The organism is Shewanella maritima (assembly GCF_004295345.1).
GTDB lineage: Bacteria > Pseudomonadota > Gammaproteobacteria > Enterobacterales > Shewanellaceae > Shewanella > Shewanella maritima.
In genome coordinates this window covers 1,056,209-1,073,266 of sequence record NZ_CP036200.1, presented here as the reverse complement: position 1 = coordinate 1,073,266, position 17,058 = coordinate 1,056,209, and the positions used below count along the sequence as shown (strand labels likewise).

Below are 17,058 nucleotides of genomic sequence, written 5' to 3'. Positions count from 1 at the left end.
TTTGCCGGTATTTTTTCGCAAGGGCATCAATAGGAATTAGTAATAGTAGTTAACTTTCTTGGTAATAGTTCAGGCTTTAACATAAAGAAAATTGTATAAATTCATCAAGAGAGGCTCCGAGTGACAAGACAACAAACATTGTTTGCTGGTTTTATGGTTTTCGCACTGTTTTTAGGGGCTGGTAATATTATTTTCCCGCCGATGCTGGGATTTGCATCGGGTGAGTTCTTTTCTCAAGCGTTAATTGGCTTTTTGTTAACTGCGGTAGGCTTGCCCGCTGTTACCTTGATAGCCATTGCCTGGATGGGCAGTGGCGAGGGCGTGACCGAGAAATTACCGCGGTGGTTACAACTCACCTTTTGGAGCACCTTGTTCCTGACCATTGGTCCATTTTTCAATATGCCGCGTACCTTCAGCGTGGCATATGAGTTTACTGCTAAGCCATTCTACGGCGATGATTTAATGCCGTTCGTTACCTTAGTGTTTGCGGCTATCACCTTGTTTTTTGCTTTGTCACCAAGCAAGTTGATGGACAGGGTCGGTAAGCTAATCACCCCGTGTTTAATCACTATCTTCGTGGTTTTGATTGTAAGTGTTTACATGATGCCTCACGGCACCCCAACTGACGTATCTGCTCGTTACCTTGAATCTGCTTTTGCTTCTGGCTTAAGTGAAGGTTATATGACTATGGACGTGTTAGGCGCAATTGGTTTTGGTGGCTTAGTTATTGCGATTATCAGTCAGCGCATGAACGCAGATTCTGGCTCGTTAACCAGAGAAATGAGCAAGATTGTGGTTGTGTATGCCAGTATCATTACTGCGTTATATATGGCAATGGCATGGATTGGTAGCCAATATGGCGCTCAGGTGAGCAACGGTGGTGAACTGTTGTCTAGCTACACTCAGTGGATGTACGGCAATACAGGCGCAATTTTACTTGGCGCAATCATGACGTTAGCTTGTCTAACCACGGCAATTGGCCTTAGCTGCGCGAGCGCTAAGTACTTTAGTGATAACTTTAAGTTTGTTAGCTACAAGCCAGCTGTAGTTACTATTGTGGCAGTAACTACGGTTGTTGCTAACGTAGGCTTAGCTAAGTTAATTGAAATCACCTTACCGCTGGTGGTGGTACTGCACCCTGTGACCATTAGTGTTGTAGCGTTAGCCGTGTTCTACAAACATAAGCCGTTTAATTTAATGGTGTGGGGAACAACGGTAATGACGGCAATCTTATTTGGTGTGATTGATGCGTTAAACATCTTAGGTCAGATGCCAGCGGATCTAGAGCAAGCATTTAATCAATACTTACCGCTATACCAATACAATGCCGCGTGGATTATTCCAACACTTGCGGTATTTATGGGGTTAACCGCGTTAGCAAAACTGGCTCGCAATGTAAGTCGCAGTCGCTGCGCTCAAGTGTAGCCTTGAATCTAGCTAGTTAGCGCAGATGTAAAAAAGCCATACCTTCGCAGGTATGGCTTTTTAGTTTGCCCGGCGGTTGGGAGTGCCGGGCTATTCGTTCACTTAACTCTTGTTAATTAAGCTTTGGCGCGGCGGCGTAGGCCTAGCATAACCAGTATGCTCAACCATAGTGCACCTAGCGAGCCACCGTCGTCTTGGTCGATAACATCAACTTTAACTGTTTCGGTTTCGCTTAGCTCACCGTCAGATACAGTCACTTCAAACACTAGGGTTTCATTGCCACTAACATTTGGTAGTGAAACTGTTGCTTCTGCGCTGTCAGCTGAGCTGATGGTCGCCTTTGTACCTTCAACTTGCGTCCAAGTAAAGCTTAGCGCGTCATTGTCAGCATCTTCACTCATTTGTGCGCTTAGGGTAACCGAAGTACCTTCGTCTGCACTCATTGAAGCCACTTTCACTTTTGCATCAGGACGTGAGTTAGGGTTAGAAAGGGCAACTGCGCCGCTGTCTGTTACGCTTGTGCCTTCAACGCTGTAGCTCCACGCGGTAGACATGTCACCGCTTTGGTTCGCTAGCACTTGGGCTTTAGCGACAAACTCACCACCTTGAGTCGCTTCAAACGTTAGGGTTTGACCACTCACGCTGCCTTCCTCTGAGTCTAACCACTGCATTTTTTCAGATAGCTTTAACTCAACTTGCATTGGTTGATCAGCAGATGCTGCACCTTCAGGGATAACCACTGAGTATGCGACTTCCTGACCAGAGGTGACTGAGCTTGCATCAGTGCTAACGTTTAGCGCGTTGCGAGTGTGGTCGAATACCACGATTGATTGACCTAGCTCCATTTCTACACCGTCGTTGTTTTCAGTGAAATCAATCGCTGTGTAGTAAGCTTTATTAGCAAGCTTAGACGCCCACTCGATGGTTAATGGCATTGTTGAGTATGGCTCAACAGAGCTGTCAACAGTGATATCTAATGGGATCATATCTGCCTCACGACGTTGAATAACATCAACACGGAAATCGTCTACCGAGCCATCTGCTTCAGATAACCAGTTGTGAGTCATCACCCAGTACTGGCCCGGAGTAGGGTTGTCGATGCTACAAACTTCAAACTGTGCAAGGTCTGCATAGTTACCAGCACAAATAAACTCTACTTCTTCAATTGTGCCGTTATTGTTGTTATCCCAACCGATGTAGATATCAGCATCATAGCTCTTAGTTTTACCAATGATGGCGACTAGCTCTTCAACATCGTCACCCACGTTGACAGTCACCACTTTTACGCCATCAGTTAGATCATCTACTGGTGAGCGGTTGTCAGTGTCGCCTGCTAGCGAGAAGTGGAATGACTCAGATGGCATTAAGCCTTCAGACGTTGCTGATACCGCCAATGGGCGACGGAATGCATAGTCATTGCTTTCGATGCTTGCATTGCTGTGGAAGACTTCAACCGTGTTCCAATCAGCAATATCTGCAACCATAGGTTGAATTGCAATAGGCAATGATAGCTCTGGTGATGCACCTGTGCTGTCGGTTAGTTTCAAGCGGCCGTAGTTCCAGCTATCACCTGCGTTGTCAGCAACCTTGATGCTTACAGTCACTTCAAGTGACTCACCTTCAGCTAGTACTGCTGAGGTTGGTGAGATAGTCACGTCTAATTCTGATGCGCCAGTGTAAGCCAGTGACCAGTTACCCGCTTGTGTTGCGGTAAAGGCACGAGTGAACTCACATTCACCTTTACAGTTACTGTCAACTAAGTAAGCACCGTTAAGCTCTTTTGGTGTACCGCCAACTTCTGGGTTAGCTGCAACATAGTTGTCAATGGTCTCATCCATCCACAGGCCTGCTTTCACTGCTAGGTCAACTTGGGTCATACCTGAGCCGTGATCCCATACTTGTGATGGGGTTGCTAAGTCTTGAATGGTGGTTTCGCTGTTAGCGGTCAACATTAACGCTGATTGAATCTGTGCTGGTGTTGCGTCAGGGTGAACCTGAGTAAATAGTGCTGCAGCACCTGCTACGTGAGGTGATGCCATTGACGTACCGGTTAGGAACGCAAAGTCTGCAGTACCTGGCTCCCACGCGAATGGTTGATCATCAGAGTAAGCGGCGTAAATGTCAGTACCTGGCGCAGCAATGTGCGGCACCATGTTCTCTGCTGCGTACAGAGACGGACCACGTGAACTAGACGCGTTAGCAGAGTTTGCCATTAGGTCTGAATAACCGACTTCACCTTGAGCAATGGTTAATGTTGGGTTAGTTGAGCTTGCAACCCAGTTCATTAGCTCTTCACCGCTTTCTTCGGTCAACAACATGCCAGGAATTGCATAAGGAATGTTGTACATATCTGAGCCGCTTTGCGGTACGTTGCGGATGAGTACGCCTACAGCACCTTTGTCTTGCGCGTTGACTGACTTGTCATATAGCGCAATGTCACCGCGGTCACAGATGAGGATCTTGTCCTGGATTTCAGGAAGGTCATCATAGAAGGTGAAATCACAAAGGCTATAGTCGATTGAGCCGTCACCTAAGTCACCAGCGTAAACCACGCCAGCAGTGACTTCATCGCTCAGCCCACCAACACCTTCGATAGCCGCTAAGTCGACACCTTCATCGTTAGTACCAGTGAATGACTTAGTAAAGATACGCGAGTGAGTGTAGTTAGCGACAACGGTCGTCCAAGGGGCAACGTTACCTACAGTGCTTTCGCCAGGGCCTGCGTTACCCGCAGCGGCTGCAACGAAGATACCCGCTTCGCGTGCTTTCAAGAAAGCCATACCTGAAGCCGAGGTCCATGGGCTACCGCCATCACCGCCTGGGCCAATAGAGAAGTTGATGACATCTACGCCATGCTCAATCGCAAGGTCAACCGCTTTAACTGTCAGTGAGTCAAAGCACGAACCTTCTTCATTACAAGTTTGGTACGAGATGATGTTTGCGTGTGGTGCAACACCCGATAGGCGCGCAAATTTCGCATCACCAATTGGTGTACCATCACCTTGATTGGTGTTGTCTTGCTTAAGGATAGGTTGGTCTGCTAGTACGTTACCGCCAGCAGTACCAGAGGTATGCGAGCCGTGACCGTTATAATCTTCACCAACAGGTGCTGCCAATCCTGCATAGTTGTCGGTGACTTCAGGGAAGCTATATACACCAATTAGCTTGTTGTTACATAGGCTAGCGTCTGTTTCACAGTCACCAACAAATACACCATCACCATACGGGTTGGTGTGCACGTAACCGTCACCGCCTACTTCAGCAAATGAAATGTTATCTGTATTGATACCACTGTCGATAATACCTAGCAGTACACCTTCGCCTTTACCTGCAAGTTCAGGTACAGCGCTTTCCCAAATTTTGTCCGCGCCAATATGCTGCGGGCCAACATCAGTGTTTAACTGGTGAATTTGCTCTGGGTATACTGCTTTTACTTCTGCTAGCTGTGCAATGCGCTGAGCTTGCTTTTTCGAAAGCTCAAGAGCAAAACCATTCATCGCGAAGTGGTAACGCACTGTTGGCGAAACCGATAAGCTTGTTGCTTTAGCAATACTAGCTAACGCGCTGTTTTGACGGCTTTGTAGGTGTTGCTTGTACTGCTGAATTTGCGGCGCAGCTTTGGTTTTTACACCTTGCTTAAGCAGTTGCTTAGTACCAGCAAACTTATCATTACCCTGGAAGCTGCTTACCGCGTCATCTTTAAGCTCGATAATGTAGGTTTGTTTTTCTGCATTAGTGATTTTACCGCTAATACCTACGTGGTTTTTATGACCTGCTAAGAAGGTCTTTTGAGCGTTGCTTTTTACAGGTGCGGCTTGGGCACTTGCGCCAGTTAGCATTGCAACAGATAGTGCTAACCATAATTTTGATTTGTTCATGAATTAGGCCCTTATTATTTTTTAATTTTTCTTGTGAATAAGCCAAGTAAAGCGAATAACCATAAGCTACCAAGTGCACTACCTGCGTCAGACTCGACTTTATTAACCTTAACGGTCACTGTTTTTTCTACAGTATTGACGCCATCATCAAGTGTTCCGGTTAATTCAATGCTTTGAGTGTTATCAACAAGTGGAGCAGAAACTGTCAGTTCGTTGTTCGACCAAAAAACGTTAAGCTCGATGTCGCTATTGTGAGTCCAGTTTACTGATACATCATCTGAGTCAACATCAGTCACGACGGCGCTGACAGTGGTGGACTCGCCTTCAAAAACTTCGATGTTGCTGGCAATTTCAATTTCTGGAGCATCGTCAATTGTCACAACATTAAGGGTGTAGTTTTGAGTGGCAGAGCGTGAGCTGTTGTCTAAATCGGTTACTGCAAGTGTGAAAGTTGCTTCACCAATGTAATCAGCACTAGGTGTGATGGTCGCGCTAACATGAGTTGCGGCCTTAACTACGTCTGTGATAGTGATATCAGTGGTTTCTGTGGTTAACTGGACATCATGGTTTTGCGACGTTTCATCATGGATGGTAAATGTCATTACCTTGCTCATGTCTTCTAATGTGGCAAGGTTTGGCTTCACGGCTAATTTAATATCAGCAGTTAAACCATGGGTGCCATCGTTATGGATGTTTTGAGCATATATAGGGCTGTTATTAGTACCGTCTTCTGACCAATAAATGACATCACCGATAGGGTTAGTATGTAGCTGCAGGTTGCCTTTGGTGTTTTTGTTGCCATCGATTGTCTTTTCTTCACCTGCCTTACCGTCAGCATCAAACTGCACATAGTTATAGGTAATTGGCCAGTAGTCCCATACTTTCATGAAGTAGGCATTAACAACGCCGTTGCGGCTAGAAGTGTTAACCACGTCTAAGTAACCGTTAAAGCCTGTATCGAAATCACCAGAGGTCAATTGAACAATTTCTCTTGGCTCGCTCCAAATAACTTTGCCGTCAGCAGAAACTTTTTGCGCAAAAATACCTGTTTCAGGTGTCGAGCCATCAAGGAGTACTGCGAATGTGATGATACGGTCACCGTTCACCACTTCAATGCTAGGACCACTTGGGTTGTAGTCAGCATCGCCATGAGAGATACGCAGGTTACCGCTGAAGCGCTTGTTACCCATGCGATCAAATTCTTGCATCATTAGCATCGCACCAGAGTCTGTTGGTAGACGCCATGCAATAATTACGTTCTCGTGTTCATCGATAGTAATATCTGAGTTAGGAGCAGGTGAGTCTGGAATGTTCTCTAAATCGCCTTTGGTAAAGGCAACTGGCTTATCACCCCACGTTGGCTCACCATTTTCCAGAGAGTACTTTTGAATACTTAGGTGTGAGCCATATTCGGGATCGATATCTTGATAAACAACAATAAAACCATCGCTTACTAATGCGCGCTCAACAGGGTAGCTCGCATCGTGCAGTTGTTCATGAACGTGCCACTTTATTTCGCCGTTTTCATCAACATAAGCGATGTGCGCGTTAGTTGGGTCACCGTAATAGTCTAAGTCACCATTAACATCTTCTGATTCATCCCAGGTCACGATTGAACCGTTACCAACAGCAGTAACATGCGGTACACCAACATGGCTTAGGCCCGTCGGTGAAGTAATTTCAATCCCCGTTTCCCAACGAGACTTTTTGTCTGCGCTGACTTCATAGATCACTACGACATCTTGAATATTACCGTCAGTGTTTTCGCGCTCATCACGAATAGCGATACGAACTGACTCGTTATCTAGCGCTGCGATAGAATAGTCATAAACATATGATTTACTTCTATCAATAACTAATAGCGGCTCATCATCCCAAACGACTTCACCTTTTTGGTTAACGCGCTGTAGGTACATGTCATAGCCGTGATAAACCGAGTTCTCCCAGTCATCGGCCTTAAGGAAACCTGCGTAATGGTTACCGGTTTTGGTCGTCGTCCATTGTGGGATGACACCCTCACTGGCAATAGTAGCGAAATTAGTTTGATCATTATGCCAAGCTGCTGAGGCTGACATTGAGCTTAATGCCAGTCCTATCGCTAGCCCGAGTTGGGTTTTTGTAGTCATTATTCGTCCTTCATTATCGTTAGAATTTGGTGGGAAATGCGACTCTTATGTTGATTACCGTGTCATTACTGCTTTGTTATAGTGATGTTGACCTTTGCATCGTATCGTGTAAGGGAAGTGAGCTAAATTGGACTTGGGACTGCATACGGTAAGACTAAAGTCCTACATGTTTGGTCGTTGAATTCTTTAATGAAAACAAGTAAAAGGAAGGAGTGCTCGCCCCTTATAATAACAATGGAGTCACTATGCAAAGTACCGTCGTCATTGCAGATGATCACCCGCTATACCGTGAAGCATTGATCGGTTCAATCGTTAAACAGTTACCCGAACTTACGCTATTAGAATCTGCAGATTATTTGTCGCTGTTTGACATGCTTAAGGAGCAGCGCGACGAGATTGATTTGGTATTACTGGATTTGAGTATGCCCGGTTGTCAGGGCTATAGTGGCTTAATCTTTATTAAGAAGTACTTCCCTGAAATTCCGGTACTGATTATTACCGCCCATAACAGCGCAGAAATTATGAGTCAGTGTCAGCTATTTAATGCAGATGGATTCGTATCTAAAACGGCATCAAGCGATACCATCGTGAGCAAAATAAGCCACTTACTTGAAAGCGATGATGTGTTGTCTCCGCAATTAAATATGGCTGCATTGGCTCAGCAAGAGCAGCTGCGCTATCACAAGGTGATGCAATTAACGCCGCACCAATTTCATATTCTGTCCTTAGTTGCTGATGGTTTGCTCAATAAGCAAATTGCCGCGCAGCTAGAAATCTCTGAGAAAACGGTGAAAGCACACTTATCGAAGATTTTTAAAATTCTCGATGTGGGTAACCGCACTCAGGCGGCTAAGTTTGTCGCTGGATTAGCCTTAACGACATCTTGGCAGCATTAGCGTGGCGAACTTGTCCCATCGATTGCGTGAATTAAATGTGCATGCTTTAGGCAAAAGTAGGTTGCTATTATCGCTGGTTTTGCTGGCGTCTTTCATTCTATTGCTACCAAATAAAGTGAATGCCAGTGATGAGATGCTTTCTGATGTAGATATTACTGCTGAAAATACCCAGGTTGGGTTCGTTGCAAGCGAAATACCATCAAGCAGTCGCACAGTAAAGGTCATCGATTATCTTGATGGCTTATCGCAAAGTACCATTATGGCGCTGGCACAAGACCAGCAGCACAATTTATGGGTTGGAACCCAAAATGGTCTTAATCGAATTTCGGGTAACGAAGTTACTCAATATGGTTACGGTACTCATGGCGGGCAAACGCTATCTGGCGGGTTAATTAATGCCTTGCAAGTTGACCGTAATAATCGTTTGTGGATTGCCAGCACCAAAGGGCTTGATGAGTTTGACCTTAGTAACAATGTGCTTGCACCGTCATCATTAATCGCTACCTGGCCCGAACAATATAGCCGTGACATTCGTGCCTTGCTGGTTGTAGGCGAGCAAGTGTTATTTGCTACGCGCGAGCGTTTAATCATTGCCAATATCAATACCCATAAAATTGATGCCCATATCGACTTTGCTAAATATGGTGTGACACTGCGCTTCCCACATTTAGTGTCAGCGGCTGGCAAGGTGTATTTGGGCAGCGATGAAGGGGTCTATAGGCTAAATTTAGCCTCTACGTCGCTAACTAAACTTAGTTCCACTGATGGGCTGATTATTCGCTCAATGGTTTATGGCAAGGGTAAGCTGTGGCTAGGTACGCGCCATCATGGCTTAAAAGCATTAAATTTGACTGATGAAAGTTCAGTTGAGCAGGTGATTGAAGGTGTAAATATCTACCGTTTGAGTTTATTTAATGATGAGTTACTTATTGATCTGCATAATCAGTTTCTCAGCTTAAATTTATCAGAACGACAGCTAAAGAAACTTCACCTAACCGCGTTTAATCGCAATTATGTGAGTAGCTTAAACATCTTTTCTTCACTGCAGCTTAGCTCGGAGCAATATCTACTTGGTTCTGGTACAGGTATCTTAGCGCTGAGCGATAGCTCCAGGTATATGGAGCGAATTCCTCAAGTTGAAGAAGAAGGCTTTGAAAATATCGATGCTGTGCAAGCGCTAGAGTTGAATAGTGGCGCAAGCACTTCAACCACAGATTTTTTAGTGCTTGATAGCGAAGCCATTTATCGCCTCAATATTGAAACTCAGCAAAAGCACCGGCTATATTCGGCTAAGCCAAATCAAACCTTTATTCGTATGTTGCAACATCAAGGTAAAACCTATGTCGCTTCTCAAGGGCTTGGTTTTCTCGAGCTAAGCGAGCAGTTTGAGTTGCTGAGGCAATCTGATGTTGCTGTCACCATATACGACATGAAAGTGATTGCAGGTAAGCTATGGCTAGCAACCCCAGATGGTATTTATCTTGTTGATTTAGAGACGTTTGAGCACGATTTGATCGCATCTACTGCATCAAGACGTTTTTTTAGCTTGAATCAGTTTGGCGATATTGTGGTTGCGACCAGCTTTCGCGACGGCACCTGGGTATTTAGCGCTCAAGATGAATCACCAAAGCAGCAATACATAGCATCAAAACCTGCGATGGTGCTAGAGAGTTTTCAAGCCAATGACGGTCAGATTTGGTTGATGACGGCAGAAGATGGCATGTACAGCCTCAATACGCCATCGCGTTCTAACAGCCAATACAGTGTTAAACCGTTTGCGTTAAATGATCAATTCCCTAGTCGCACCATCGTTTGTATGGCGCAAGACAAACAGCAGCGTTTATGGATGGCGACGTTAGATGGATTGGTAATGTCAGCACCCGGCTCGCAGCAGCTAGTTCATTTTGGGCAAATAAAAGGTTTGAGCAACTCAGACTTTAACCAAAAAGCCTGTGGCCGTATTGGTGATCAGCTTTATTTTAGTGGCTATAACACCATTGATTTGGTTGATGCTGATAACCTTCAAGTACAAGGTGCTAAAACCATTGCACCGCAACAAGTGCAGCTATTAAGTGCTGATAAACAAATTAATACTGTGCTGAGCAAACAAACCCAAAAGGTGGCAGAAAACCCTATTTATCGCTTTGTAGTGACGCTTAATACCGATAAGTTGATGCAAAATATGACCTATCGTTATCGCCTAAAAGGTTATCAGTCACAATGGCTTATCTCACGCAGCAACGAGTTTGTATTTACTAACTTACCTGTTGGTGATTATCAGCTTGAGCTATACGCTTATAACGACGCCGGAGACACCTCTGAAGTTAGCCGTTACCCACTAAAAGTCACGGCGCTTTGGTACAAGTCTTACTATGCCTATGCGGCTTATTTCATTATTTCCATTGCAATATTTATATGGATTGTTCTGCTGAAACTGCGCGCGGCAAAACTCAAATATCAGCTTAAAGAGCAAGAGGCAAAGCAACTCACTCAGCTTAATGAGCAGTTAGAGCAATTGGTGAATGAACGCACTGCGGTACTTGAGCAGAAAACCTTAGACGCCGAGCAAGCTAACCAGGATAAAACCGCGTTTATTGCTACCGCGAGCCATGACATTCGCCACCCGCTCAATTCAGCGAAATTGCTGCTTGAAGCGAATCAAAATGATGAGGTTGGTCAAACAGCGTTCTTTAAACGCATGCAAGAAAGCATAGGTAGTTTGTCGCGTTTAATTGAGTCGATTCTTGATTTATCTAAAGTCGAATCAGCGCACTTTAAGCCATTTGTGCGCTCATTTGAAACGCAAAATTTGCTGAATGATTTAATTGTAGAGTTATCGCCGGTTGCGGCTAAATACCAGGTTAATCTTGAGTGCAGCGCCTGGCACAATTTGAATGTTGAAAGCGATAGCTTGTTGATAGAGCGGGTGCTGCTTAATGTAGTCATCAACGCCATTGAGGTCAGTAAACCGGGGCAGACGGTGAGTTTAGCTGCGAAACAGCTAAATGATATGTGTGTAGTGGAAATTACCGACCAAGGGGCTGGTATTCCTGCATCGATTAAGTCGCAGCTGTTTGAGCCATTTGTTACCCATAATAAAGCGTCCGGTACTGGCCTTGGTTTGACCATTGTTAATAAAATCAACCATGTTCTCAATCTTGGCTTAGCGGTTAACTCAAGCAGCAAAGGCACTAAAATGAGTTTTAGCTTGCCGCTGGCGAGACAGGTTGCTCACGCTGAGCCAAGTACCAATATTGGCGAGGTATGGGTGCTTGATGATCATCAAGAAAGCGCTGACTCACTGGCGACTGTACTTGGCAAGTGGCAGCTTGAGTATCGTATTTTCTATGACCATCACAGCTTAATTAGCGCACTTGAGCAAACCACGCCTGATTGGTTATTGCTAGATTTTCATTTGCAAAATACAGACAGCGCTCGGGTGCTAGCCGAAAACGGTCGCTTGTTTGAACCAGTGAATATTATCGTGATGTCGGCAGAAGCCAGCGTTCGCTCCATTTTGCCTTATCCCTTTCTGCTTAAACCAATCAAGCCTAACAAGCTAAAGCGGCTATTGTTATCGCCTAAGAGGGTTTAGCCTTGCTACAGAATTGTGCGTAAGTATTCGGTTAGGGTCAGATATGTTAGTATCTGCCCTCATTGATTTTGGTAAGAGATCCCCGTGAGATTAGATAAATTCATTTGCGAAAGCACCGAGCTAACCCGCTCTATGGCGAAAAAGCTGCTTAAATCAGGTGAAGTCACCTGTGATGGTGAAGTGGTTAAAGATCCAAGCTTTAAAGTTACCGATGCTATGCTGATTGAGGTTGATGGTAATGAGCTTAACCTAATCGGCGAGCGCTATATTATGATGCACAAGCCCATCGATACTATTTGCTCAACCGTTGATGAGGAATATCAGTCTGTGCTGAGTCTAATGGACATTGAAAAGCCTGAAGCACTGCATATTGCTGGCCGCTTAGATGTTGATACCACAGGATTGATTTTAATCACCAGCGATGGTCAATGGTCACATAAGATCACTTCACCAAAAAAAGGCTGTGGTAAGCGTTATTTAGTCGAAGTAGCTGAGCCACTTAGCAAAGACTTAGTTGATGTATTTAAGCAGGGCATTGAGCTGAAAAGTGAAGATGGGCTCACTAAACCTGCTGAGTTAGATATTATCGACAGCCATAATGCTAGGTTGACAATTGTCGAAGGTAAATATCATCAGGTAAAACGCATGTTTGCAGCTGTAGGTAACAAAGTGGTCAACTTGCACCGCGAGGCGATTGGCCCAATAGAGATGGACCATGATCTCGAAGAGTGTGAATGGCGTTATTTGACCGATGAAGAAATTGCACGGGTAAAATAAGGTTTTTTACACTTCACATATCTGCAGTACATACATGTGCGTTATACATAACAGGCAGCTTTTAGCTGCCTGTTTCATTTTGCTCTTGTTTAGTTTAACAGGCTAAGCGATTACCAAACCTCTCGATAGAGATTAACGAGATTGCTGCCAAGTACCTTAGTAATCACCTTGTCTGAATGCCCTGAACGTTGCATATAGTGGGCAATAAGCTCCATACGGCGAATGCTGTTTAGTTGCGGGATAAATGGCGGACGATTAGCTGACTCACCTGGCGCTGAAATACCAGCAGCTTTGCGGCGCTCAACATCTTTGCGGATCATCTCGCGGTACTCAGGGCCATCGTTGACAGGCAAGATCCCCTGATCGCTACCAATGGCAACATGGTCTTCACCGCAGACATTAATGGCATGATTTAAGTGGCGCATAAAGGCGGCTGCGGTAATTTCACCATCGCCGCCTTCAAGAAATGGCATCAGATAAATACCGACTACGCCGCCTTTATCTGCTATTGCTTTTAGCTCAGTATCGTCATTGTTTCTCGGGTGCTGATAAACCGCGTTACAACCCGTGTGGGAGAGCGTTAACGGCTTACTTGCAGCTTTAATCGCATCAGCGACAGTTTGTTTGCCCGAGTGGGATAGGTCAAGTAACACCTTAGCATTTTGTATTTGTGCCACTGCCTGACGGCCAAGCTCGGTTAGGCCTGTATCGTGTTTTACCAAACCGCCTGAACCATATTGCGATGGGCCGTTATAGCTCAGCTGCATATAGCGCGCGCCTTGCTTGGCAAAATAATCAATTCGGCTTAAGTCATCGGCGAACATTTCTGTTGATTGAAAGCCGATGATAATCCCTATTTGCCCTTGTGCTTTAGCCTGCAAAATATCATCAAGGTTGTACACAATGCGAAGATGCTGCGGGTACAAAGCGGTGATTTGTTTTACATGGGCAATTTTCGCTTTTGCTGCAGCAAAATCATCACCGGGGTAAGGTACGGTTGCATTTACCGCCGTCACACCTGAGCGTTTAAATTGCGCTAACGTCTCAGCACTTAACTCATTGATACCATAATCAAACAGCGCGCTGAGTCCATCTATCACTATGCTTTTGTTGTAAGCTGCCCAGCTTTGTTCTTGTGCGATAACGGATAAACTCAGTGATGGCAAGCTAGCTGCTAAGGTGGTGAGGCCACAAAGTTTGATGAATTGCCGACGACTTGTTTGACGTTTAGTGAGTTGCTGCGAATTTACTTGTTCGATATCCATGGCTAGTTCCTTATAGCTCGGCAATACATTCAACTTCGACTTTGGCGCCTAACGCCAAGTCAGCCTTACCAAAGGCGCTGCGAGTTGGGTAAGAGTCAAAAAACGGTGTGTAGGCTTCATTCGCTGCTTGCCACTGGTCAATATCTTCCAACATCAGGGTGCATTTAACGATGTCTTGATAGCCTAAATCGTGTTGCTCAAGCACATTGCCTATGTTCTTCATCGCCTGAGTCATTTGCGATTTAATATCATCGCCCGCCAAGGTCATTGTGGTTGGGTAATTACCGAGCTGTCCTGACATCCACAGCATGCCGCCAGCTTTTTTTGCATCTACAAATGGCAGCTTAGGGTTAGAGCCGCGATACACAAACTCGCCATTTTTGATCACGTGGGCGATGTCTCTGGCAAAATGAATGTTGTCGCTTGGGTCTTGATTTAACACCACTAGATTGGCTTTTTTGCCCACTGCAATTGAGCCATAGTCTTGCTCGATTCCAATCACTTTAGCGCCATTAATCGTTGCCGCTTGAATCGCCTCTAATGGTGAAAGGCTTGCTTCATGTACCAGCAGCTGCATTTCGTTGAACACTAATGGCGTCGTATGACCAAAGTAGTCGCTGGCTGAGTCTGTACCTGTGGCGATGGTAATGCCGTTCATGTGCGCCAGTTTGGTAAATTCATAGCCCCAGTTTTCAAGCATTTCACCGCGAGCGCCGCGCTGGGCTTTGGTTTGTTCAAACACGGTAAGGGTCGAGTCGAGAATAGTGTCCTTGCTTAGCATGTCTTGCATTAGCCCTTCATAGCGCGACAATTGCTGCGAGTCTTGTAGTTGCTTGTCGGTGATTAACTCACCTTTACGGCGCAGCTCGTAAAAGTTATCAACCACATGGGCTGAGATATCTGGCGCGTGGGAAATCGTCTCTACCCCAGCGTTAACAATCTCTTGCGGCTTAGCTGGGCCAATATAGGCATGAGACCACACTTTTAATCCATGTTTCTTGGCTGCACTTGCAAGCATTTCAACGACATTTGCTGGCACCTTGGCGTAGATTTTTATGCCAGTTGCACCTGTGCCAAGGGCACGTAGCATGATGGTATCAAAGTCACTATTCTCATCTACCGCACGCATCCAATCTACCTTACCGGGCTCGCGACCTAATGCAGATGCCACAGTGCGTGGGTCAGCAAAAAACTCCTCGCCACCGATGATCACCGAATAGTAAATATCAGGCGATTGAATCGCATCAATCTCAGCGCGGCGTTTAAGCGAGCTAAGTGCACGCACATCACCGCCCATGTCTCTAACTGAAGTGACACCGCCCTGAAGTAGGTGGCGCAGCCGCTTACGGGTCGTTATGTCGTTGTCGCTGCCATCGGGCACAGTTGCATGATGCACATGAGTGTCGATGTAGCCTGGGATAAGATATTTATCGCTCATATCAATCACTCGAACATGCTTTTTATAGCGAGGTTTACGGCTCTTGATTGATACAATTCTATCGTCTTCAATCAGCACGTGTTGCGCCTTATTTATTGTGAGGCTTTCTACATCGATAATATTGATATTGGTTAGCGCGATAGAGTCAGCGATGCTCGGCGCGCTAAATAGGCTTGCAATAGCAAATGCTAGCGATGCTGTTGATAGACATGAATGATTAGCCATAGTTGTTCTCGTTGTTTAGGGCACAAAACATTTGTTATCGAGAGGTTAACTTAAACCTAGGTGACTAAAAACTGCGATTTGGTTTATAGTCTATAAACATATTGTTTATATTTGGGGTGTGAATGAATAAGCTAGAGGCCATGACGGCATTTTGCGTGGTTGCCGAGCAGCAAAATTTTTCAGCAGCGGCGCGAGAGTTAGGTGTGTCGAACACGTTAGTGAGTCGTCATGTGAAACAGCTTGAGCAAACTTTGGGGTGCTTGCTGTTGAAGCGCAATACGCGCAAGGTTTATCTCACCCCAGCAGGTGAACAATACCTTGAGCAAATTCGCCCTTTGCTTAAGAAACTCAACTCAGTTGAAGCTATGATGGGGCAGTTTAGTGAGCAGCCAAGCGGCAAGCTGACCATATCAACTACCTTCGAAATGGGTGGGCAATACTTTGCGCCTCTGATTGCTAAATATCGCAAGCAATATCCAAAGGTTGAGTTAAATATTCGCTTGGCAAATAGCCCCGCAGATTTATTCGAATCTGATATTGATCTCGCCTTTCGCGTCGCGCCTAATTTACCCAATGCTAGTTACATAGCCCAAAGTATCGGCCAATCTCGCCTGAGCTTATGGGCAAGCCCAGATTATCTAGCTAAATTCGGCGAGCCGACATCGCCCGAAGGTTTGATTGAGCACGAGCTGTTATTTTTCTCTCACAGCATTCGTAAAGAGCAGTGGATATTTGAGCATAACGGTGAGCGATTTACTCAAAAGTTGCCTTGGACCTGGTCATCAGACAATGGCCGTTTACTTAATGAAGCCGCTGCTAGCGGGCAGGGGATTATTCAAGCGCCAACCTATTCAGTAAATGAGTATGTAAATCAGGGGCGTCTTGTAGAAGTTATGCCTGAATATAGCATTAACAATTTGATGGTATCAGCGGTATTCCCACACCGACTAAAACTGACTAACAAGATCAGCAGCTTTGTCGCCATGGCTAAAGCGCACTTTAGCGAGTTCCCGTTGCCTTAGATTTGGTTCGCGTTTGAGGGAGTATGACATTGCGTGGTGGATAAATGCGCGCCCAAATGGCGTCCAAGTTCAAGCTGCAGTGTTTATCGACTGGACATAAACACAAAAAAGCCCATCTAATGATGGGCTTTTTTGTAAAATCTGATGGTGGCCCCTCCCAGACTCGAACTGGGGACCTAACGATTATGAGTCGTGTGCTCTAACCAACTGAGCTAAGGGGCCGACTTAAAGTAGTCGTCACTACTGAAAGCGAAAAAGAGTATACGAAGTTTATATTGGCTTGTCACCTGTGTTTGTCATTGAATTTTCATTTTGAGATTCATTTGGTTATCTGTTGTACAAACATAGGCTGTTGCTTCAAGCTACTAAATGTATCAGGCATAAAAAAACCTGCCGTAGCAGGTTTTTAAT

General features: G+C 45.3%; 9 protein-coding genes and 1 tRNA gene. 5 read left to right on the top strand and 5 right to left on the bottom strand.

Annotation, left to right across the window (positions count from 1 at the left end; translation table 11 throughout):
* Nucleotides 1-120: 120 nt before the first annotated feature.
* On the top strand, nt 121-1,425 hold the full coding sequence (gene brnQ, locus EXU30_RS04515; protein ID WP_130598017.1) for a branched-chain amino acid transport system II carrier protein: 1,305 nt from the start codon (nt 121-123) through the stop codon (nt 1,423-1,425).
* Between the two features lie 116 nt (nt 1,426-1,541).
* Here the strand turns inward: brnQ and EXU30_RS04510 are convergent, their stop codons facing one another.
* Both EXU30_RS04510 and EXU30_RS04505 read right to left on the bottom strand, forming a co-directional pair.
* Nucleotides 1,542-5,303 carry a S8 family serine peptidase gene (locus EXU30_RS04510; RefSeq protein WP_130598016.1) on the bottom strand — a complete coding sequence of 1,254 codons (3,762 nt, stop codon included), beginning with the start codon at nt 5,301-5,303 and terminating at the stop codon, nt 1,542-1,544.
* Between the two features lie 14 nt (nt 5,304-5,317).
* Complete coding sequence (locus EXU30_RS04505; RefSeq protein WP_130598015.1) at nt 5,318-7,429, bottom strand: hypothetical protein; 2,112 nt, start codon at nt 7,427-7,429, stop codon at nt 5,318-5,320.
* Between the two features lie 245 nt (nt 7,430-7,674).
* Between EXU30_RS04505 and EXU30_RS04500 the strand changes: the two genes are divergently transcribed.
* The 3 genes from EXU30_RS04500 (at nt 7,675) to rsuA (ending at nt 12,697) form a co-directional block, all read left to right on the top strand.
* Nucleotides 7,675-8,325, top strand: coding sequence for a response regulator (locus EXU30_RS04500; protein WP_130598014.1), 651 nt, complete (start codon nt 7,675-7,677; stop codon nt 8,323-8,325).
* A 1-nt stretch (nt 8,326) separates the two neighbouring features.
* Nucleotides 8,327-11,920, top strand: coding sequence for a hybrid sensor histidine kinase/response regulator (locus EXU30_RS04495; RefSeq protein WP_130598013.1), 3,594 nt, complete (start codon nt 8,327-8,329; stop codon nt 11,918-11,920).
* Between the two features lie 84 nt (nt 11,921-12,004).
* On the top strand, nt 12,005-12,697 hold the full coding sequence (gene rsuA, locus EXU30_RS04490) for a 16S rRNA pseudouridine(516) synthase RsuA (protein WP_130598012.1): 693 nt from the start codon (nt 12,005-12,007) through the stop codon (nt 12,695-12,697).
* Between the two features lie 110 nt (nt 12,698-12,807).
* Here the strand turns inward: rsuA and EXU30_RS04485 are convergent, their stop codons facing one another.
* Both EXU30_RS04485 and EXU30_RS04480 read right to left on the bottom strand, forming a co-directional pair.
* Nucleotides 12,808-13,962: a dipeptidase gene (locus EXU30_RS04485; protein WP_130598011.1), complete on the bottom strand. Its 1,155-nt coding sequence runs from the start codon at nt 13,960-13,962 to the stop codon at nt 12,808-12,810.
* A 10-nt stretch (nt 13,963-13,972) separates the two neighbouring features.
* Nucleotides 13,973-15,625 carry an amidohydrolase family protein gene (locus tag EXU30_RS04480; RefSeq protein ID WP_130598010.1) on the bottom strand — a complete coding sequence of 551 codons (1,653 nt, stop codon included), beginning with the start codon at nt 15,623-15,625 and terminating at the stop codon, nt 13,973-13,975.
* A 122-nt stretch (nt 15,626-15,747) separates the two neighbouring features.
* Here EXU30_RS04480 and EXU30_RS04475 point away from each other — a divergent pair, with 122 nt between their 5' ends.
* Complete coding sequence (locus EXU30_RS04475; protein ID WP_130598009.1) at nt 15,748-16,647, top strand: LysR family transcriptional regulator; 900 nt, start codon at nt 15,748-15,750, stop codon at nt 16,645-16,647.
* A 145-nt stretch (nt 16,648-16,792) separates the two neighbouring features.
* Here EXU30_RS04475 and EXU30_RS04470 read toward each other — a convergent pair.
* Nucleotides 16,793-16,869 (bottom strand) — tRNA-Ile (locus tag EXU30_RS04470).
* Nucleotides 16,870-17,058 lie beyond the last annotated feature (189 nt).

Excerpts from the sequence above, each read along its gene's own strand:
- EXU30_RS04510 (WP_130598016.1), bottom strand. The coding sequence starts at position 5,303 with ATGAACAAATCAAAATTATGGTTAGCACTATCTGTTGCAATGCTAACT.
- EXU30_RS04505 (WP_130598015.1), bottom strand. The coding sequence starts at position 7,429 with ATGACTACAAAAACCCAACTCGGGCTAGCGATAGGACTGGCATTAAGC.
- EXU30_RS04500 (WP_130598014.1), top strand. The coding sequence starts at position 7,675 with ATGCAAAGTACCGTCGTCATTGCAGATGATCACCCGCTATACCGTGAA.
- EXU30_RS04485 (WP_130598011.1), bottom strand. The coding sequence starts at position 13,962 with ATGGATATCGAACAAGTAAATTCGCAGCAACTCACTAAACGTCAAACA.
- EXU30_RS04480 (WP_130598010.1), bottom strand. The coding sequence starts at position 15,625 with ATGGCTAATCATTCATGTCTATCAACAGCATCGCTAGCATTTGCTATT.
- EXU30_RS04475 (WP_130598009.1), top strand. The coding sequence starts at position 15,748 with ATGAATAAGCTAGAGGCCATGACGGCATTTTGCGTGGTTGCCGAGCAG.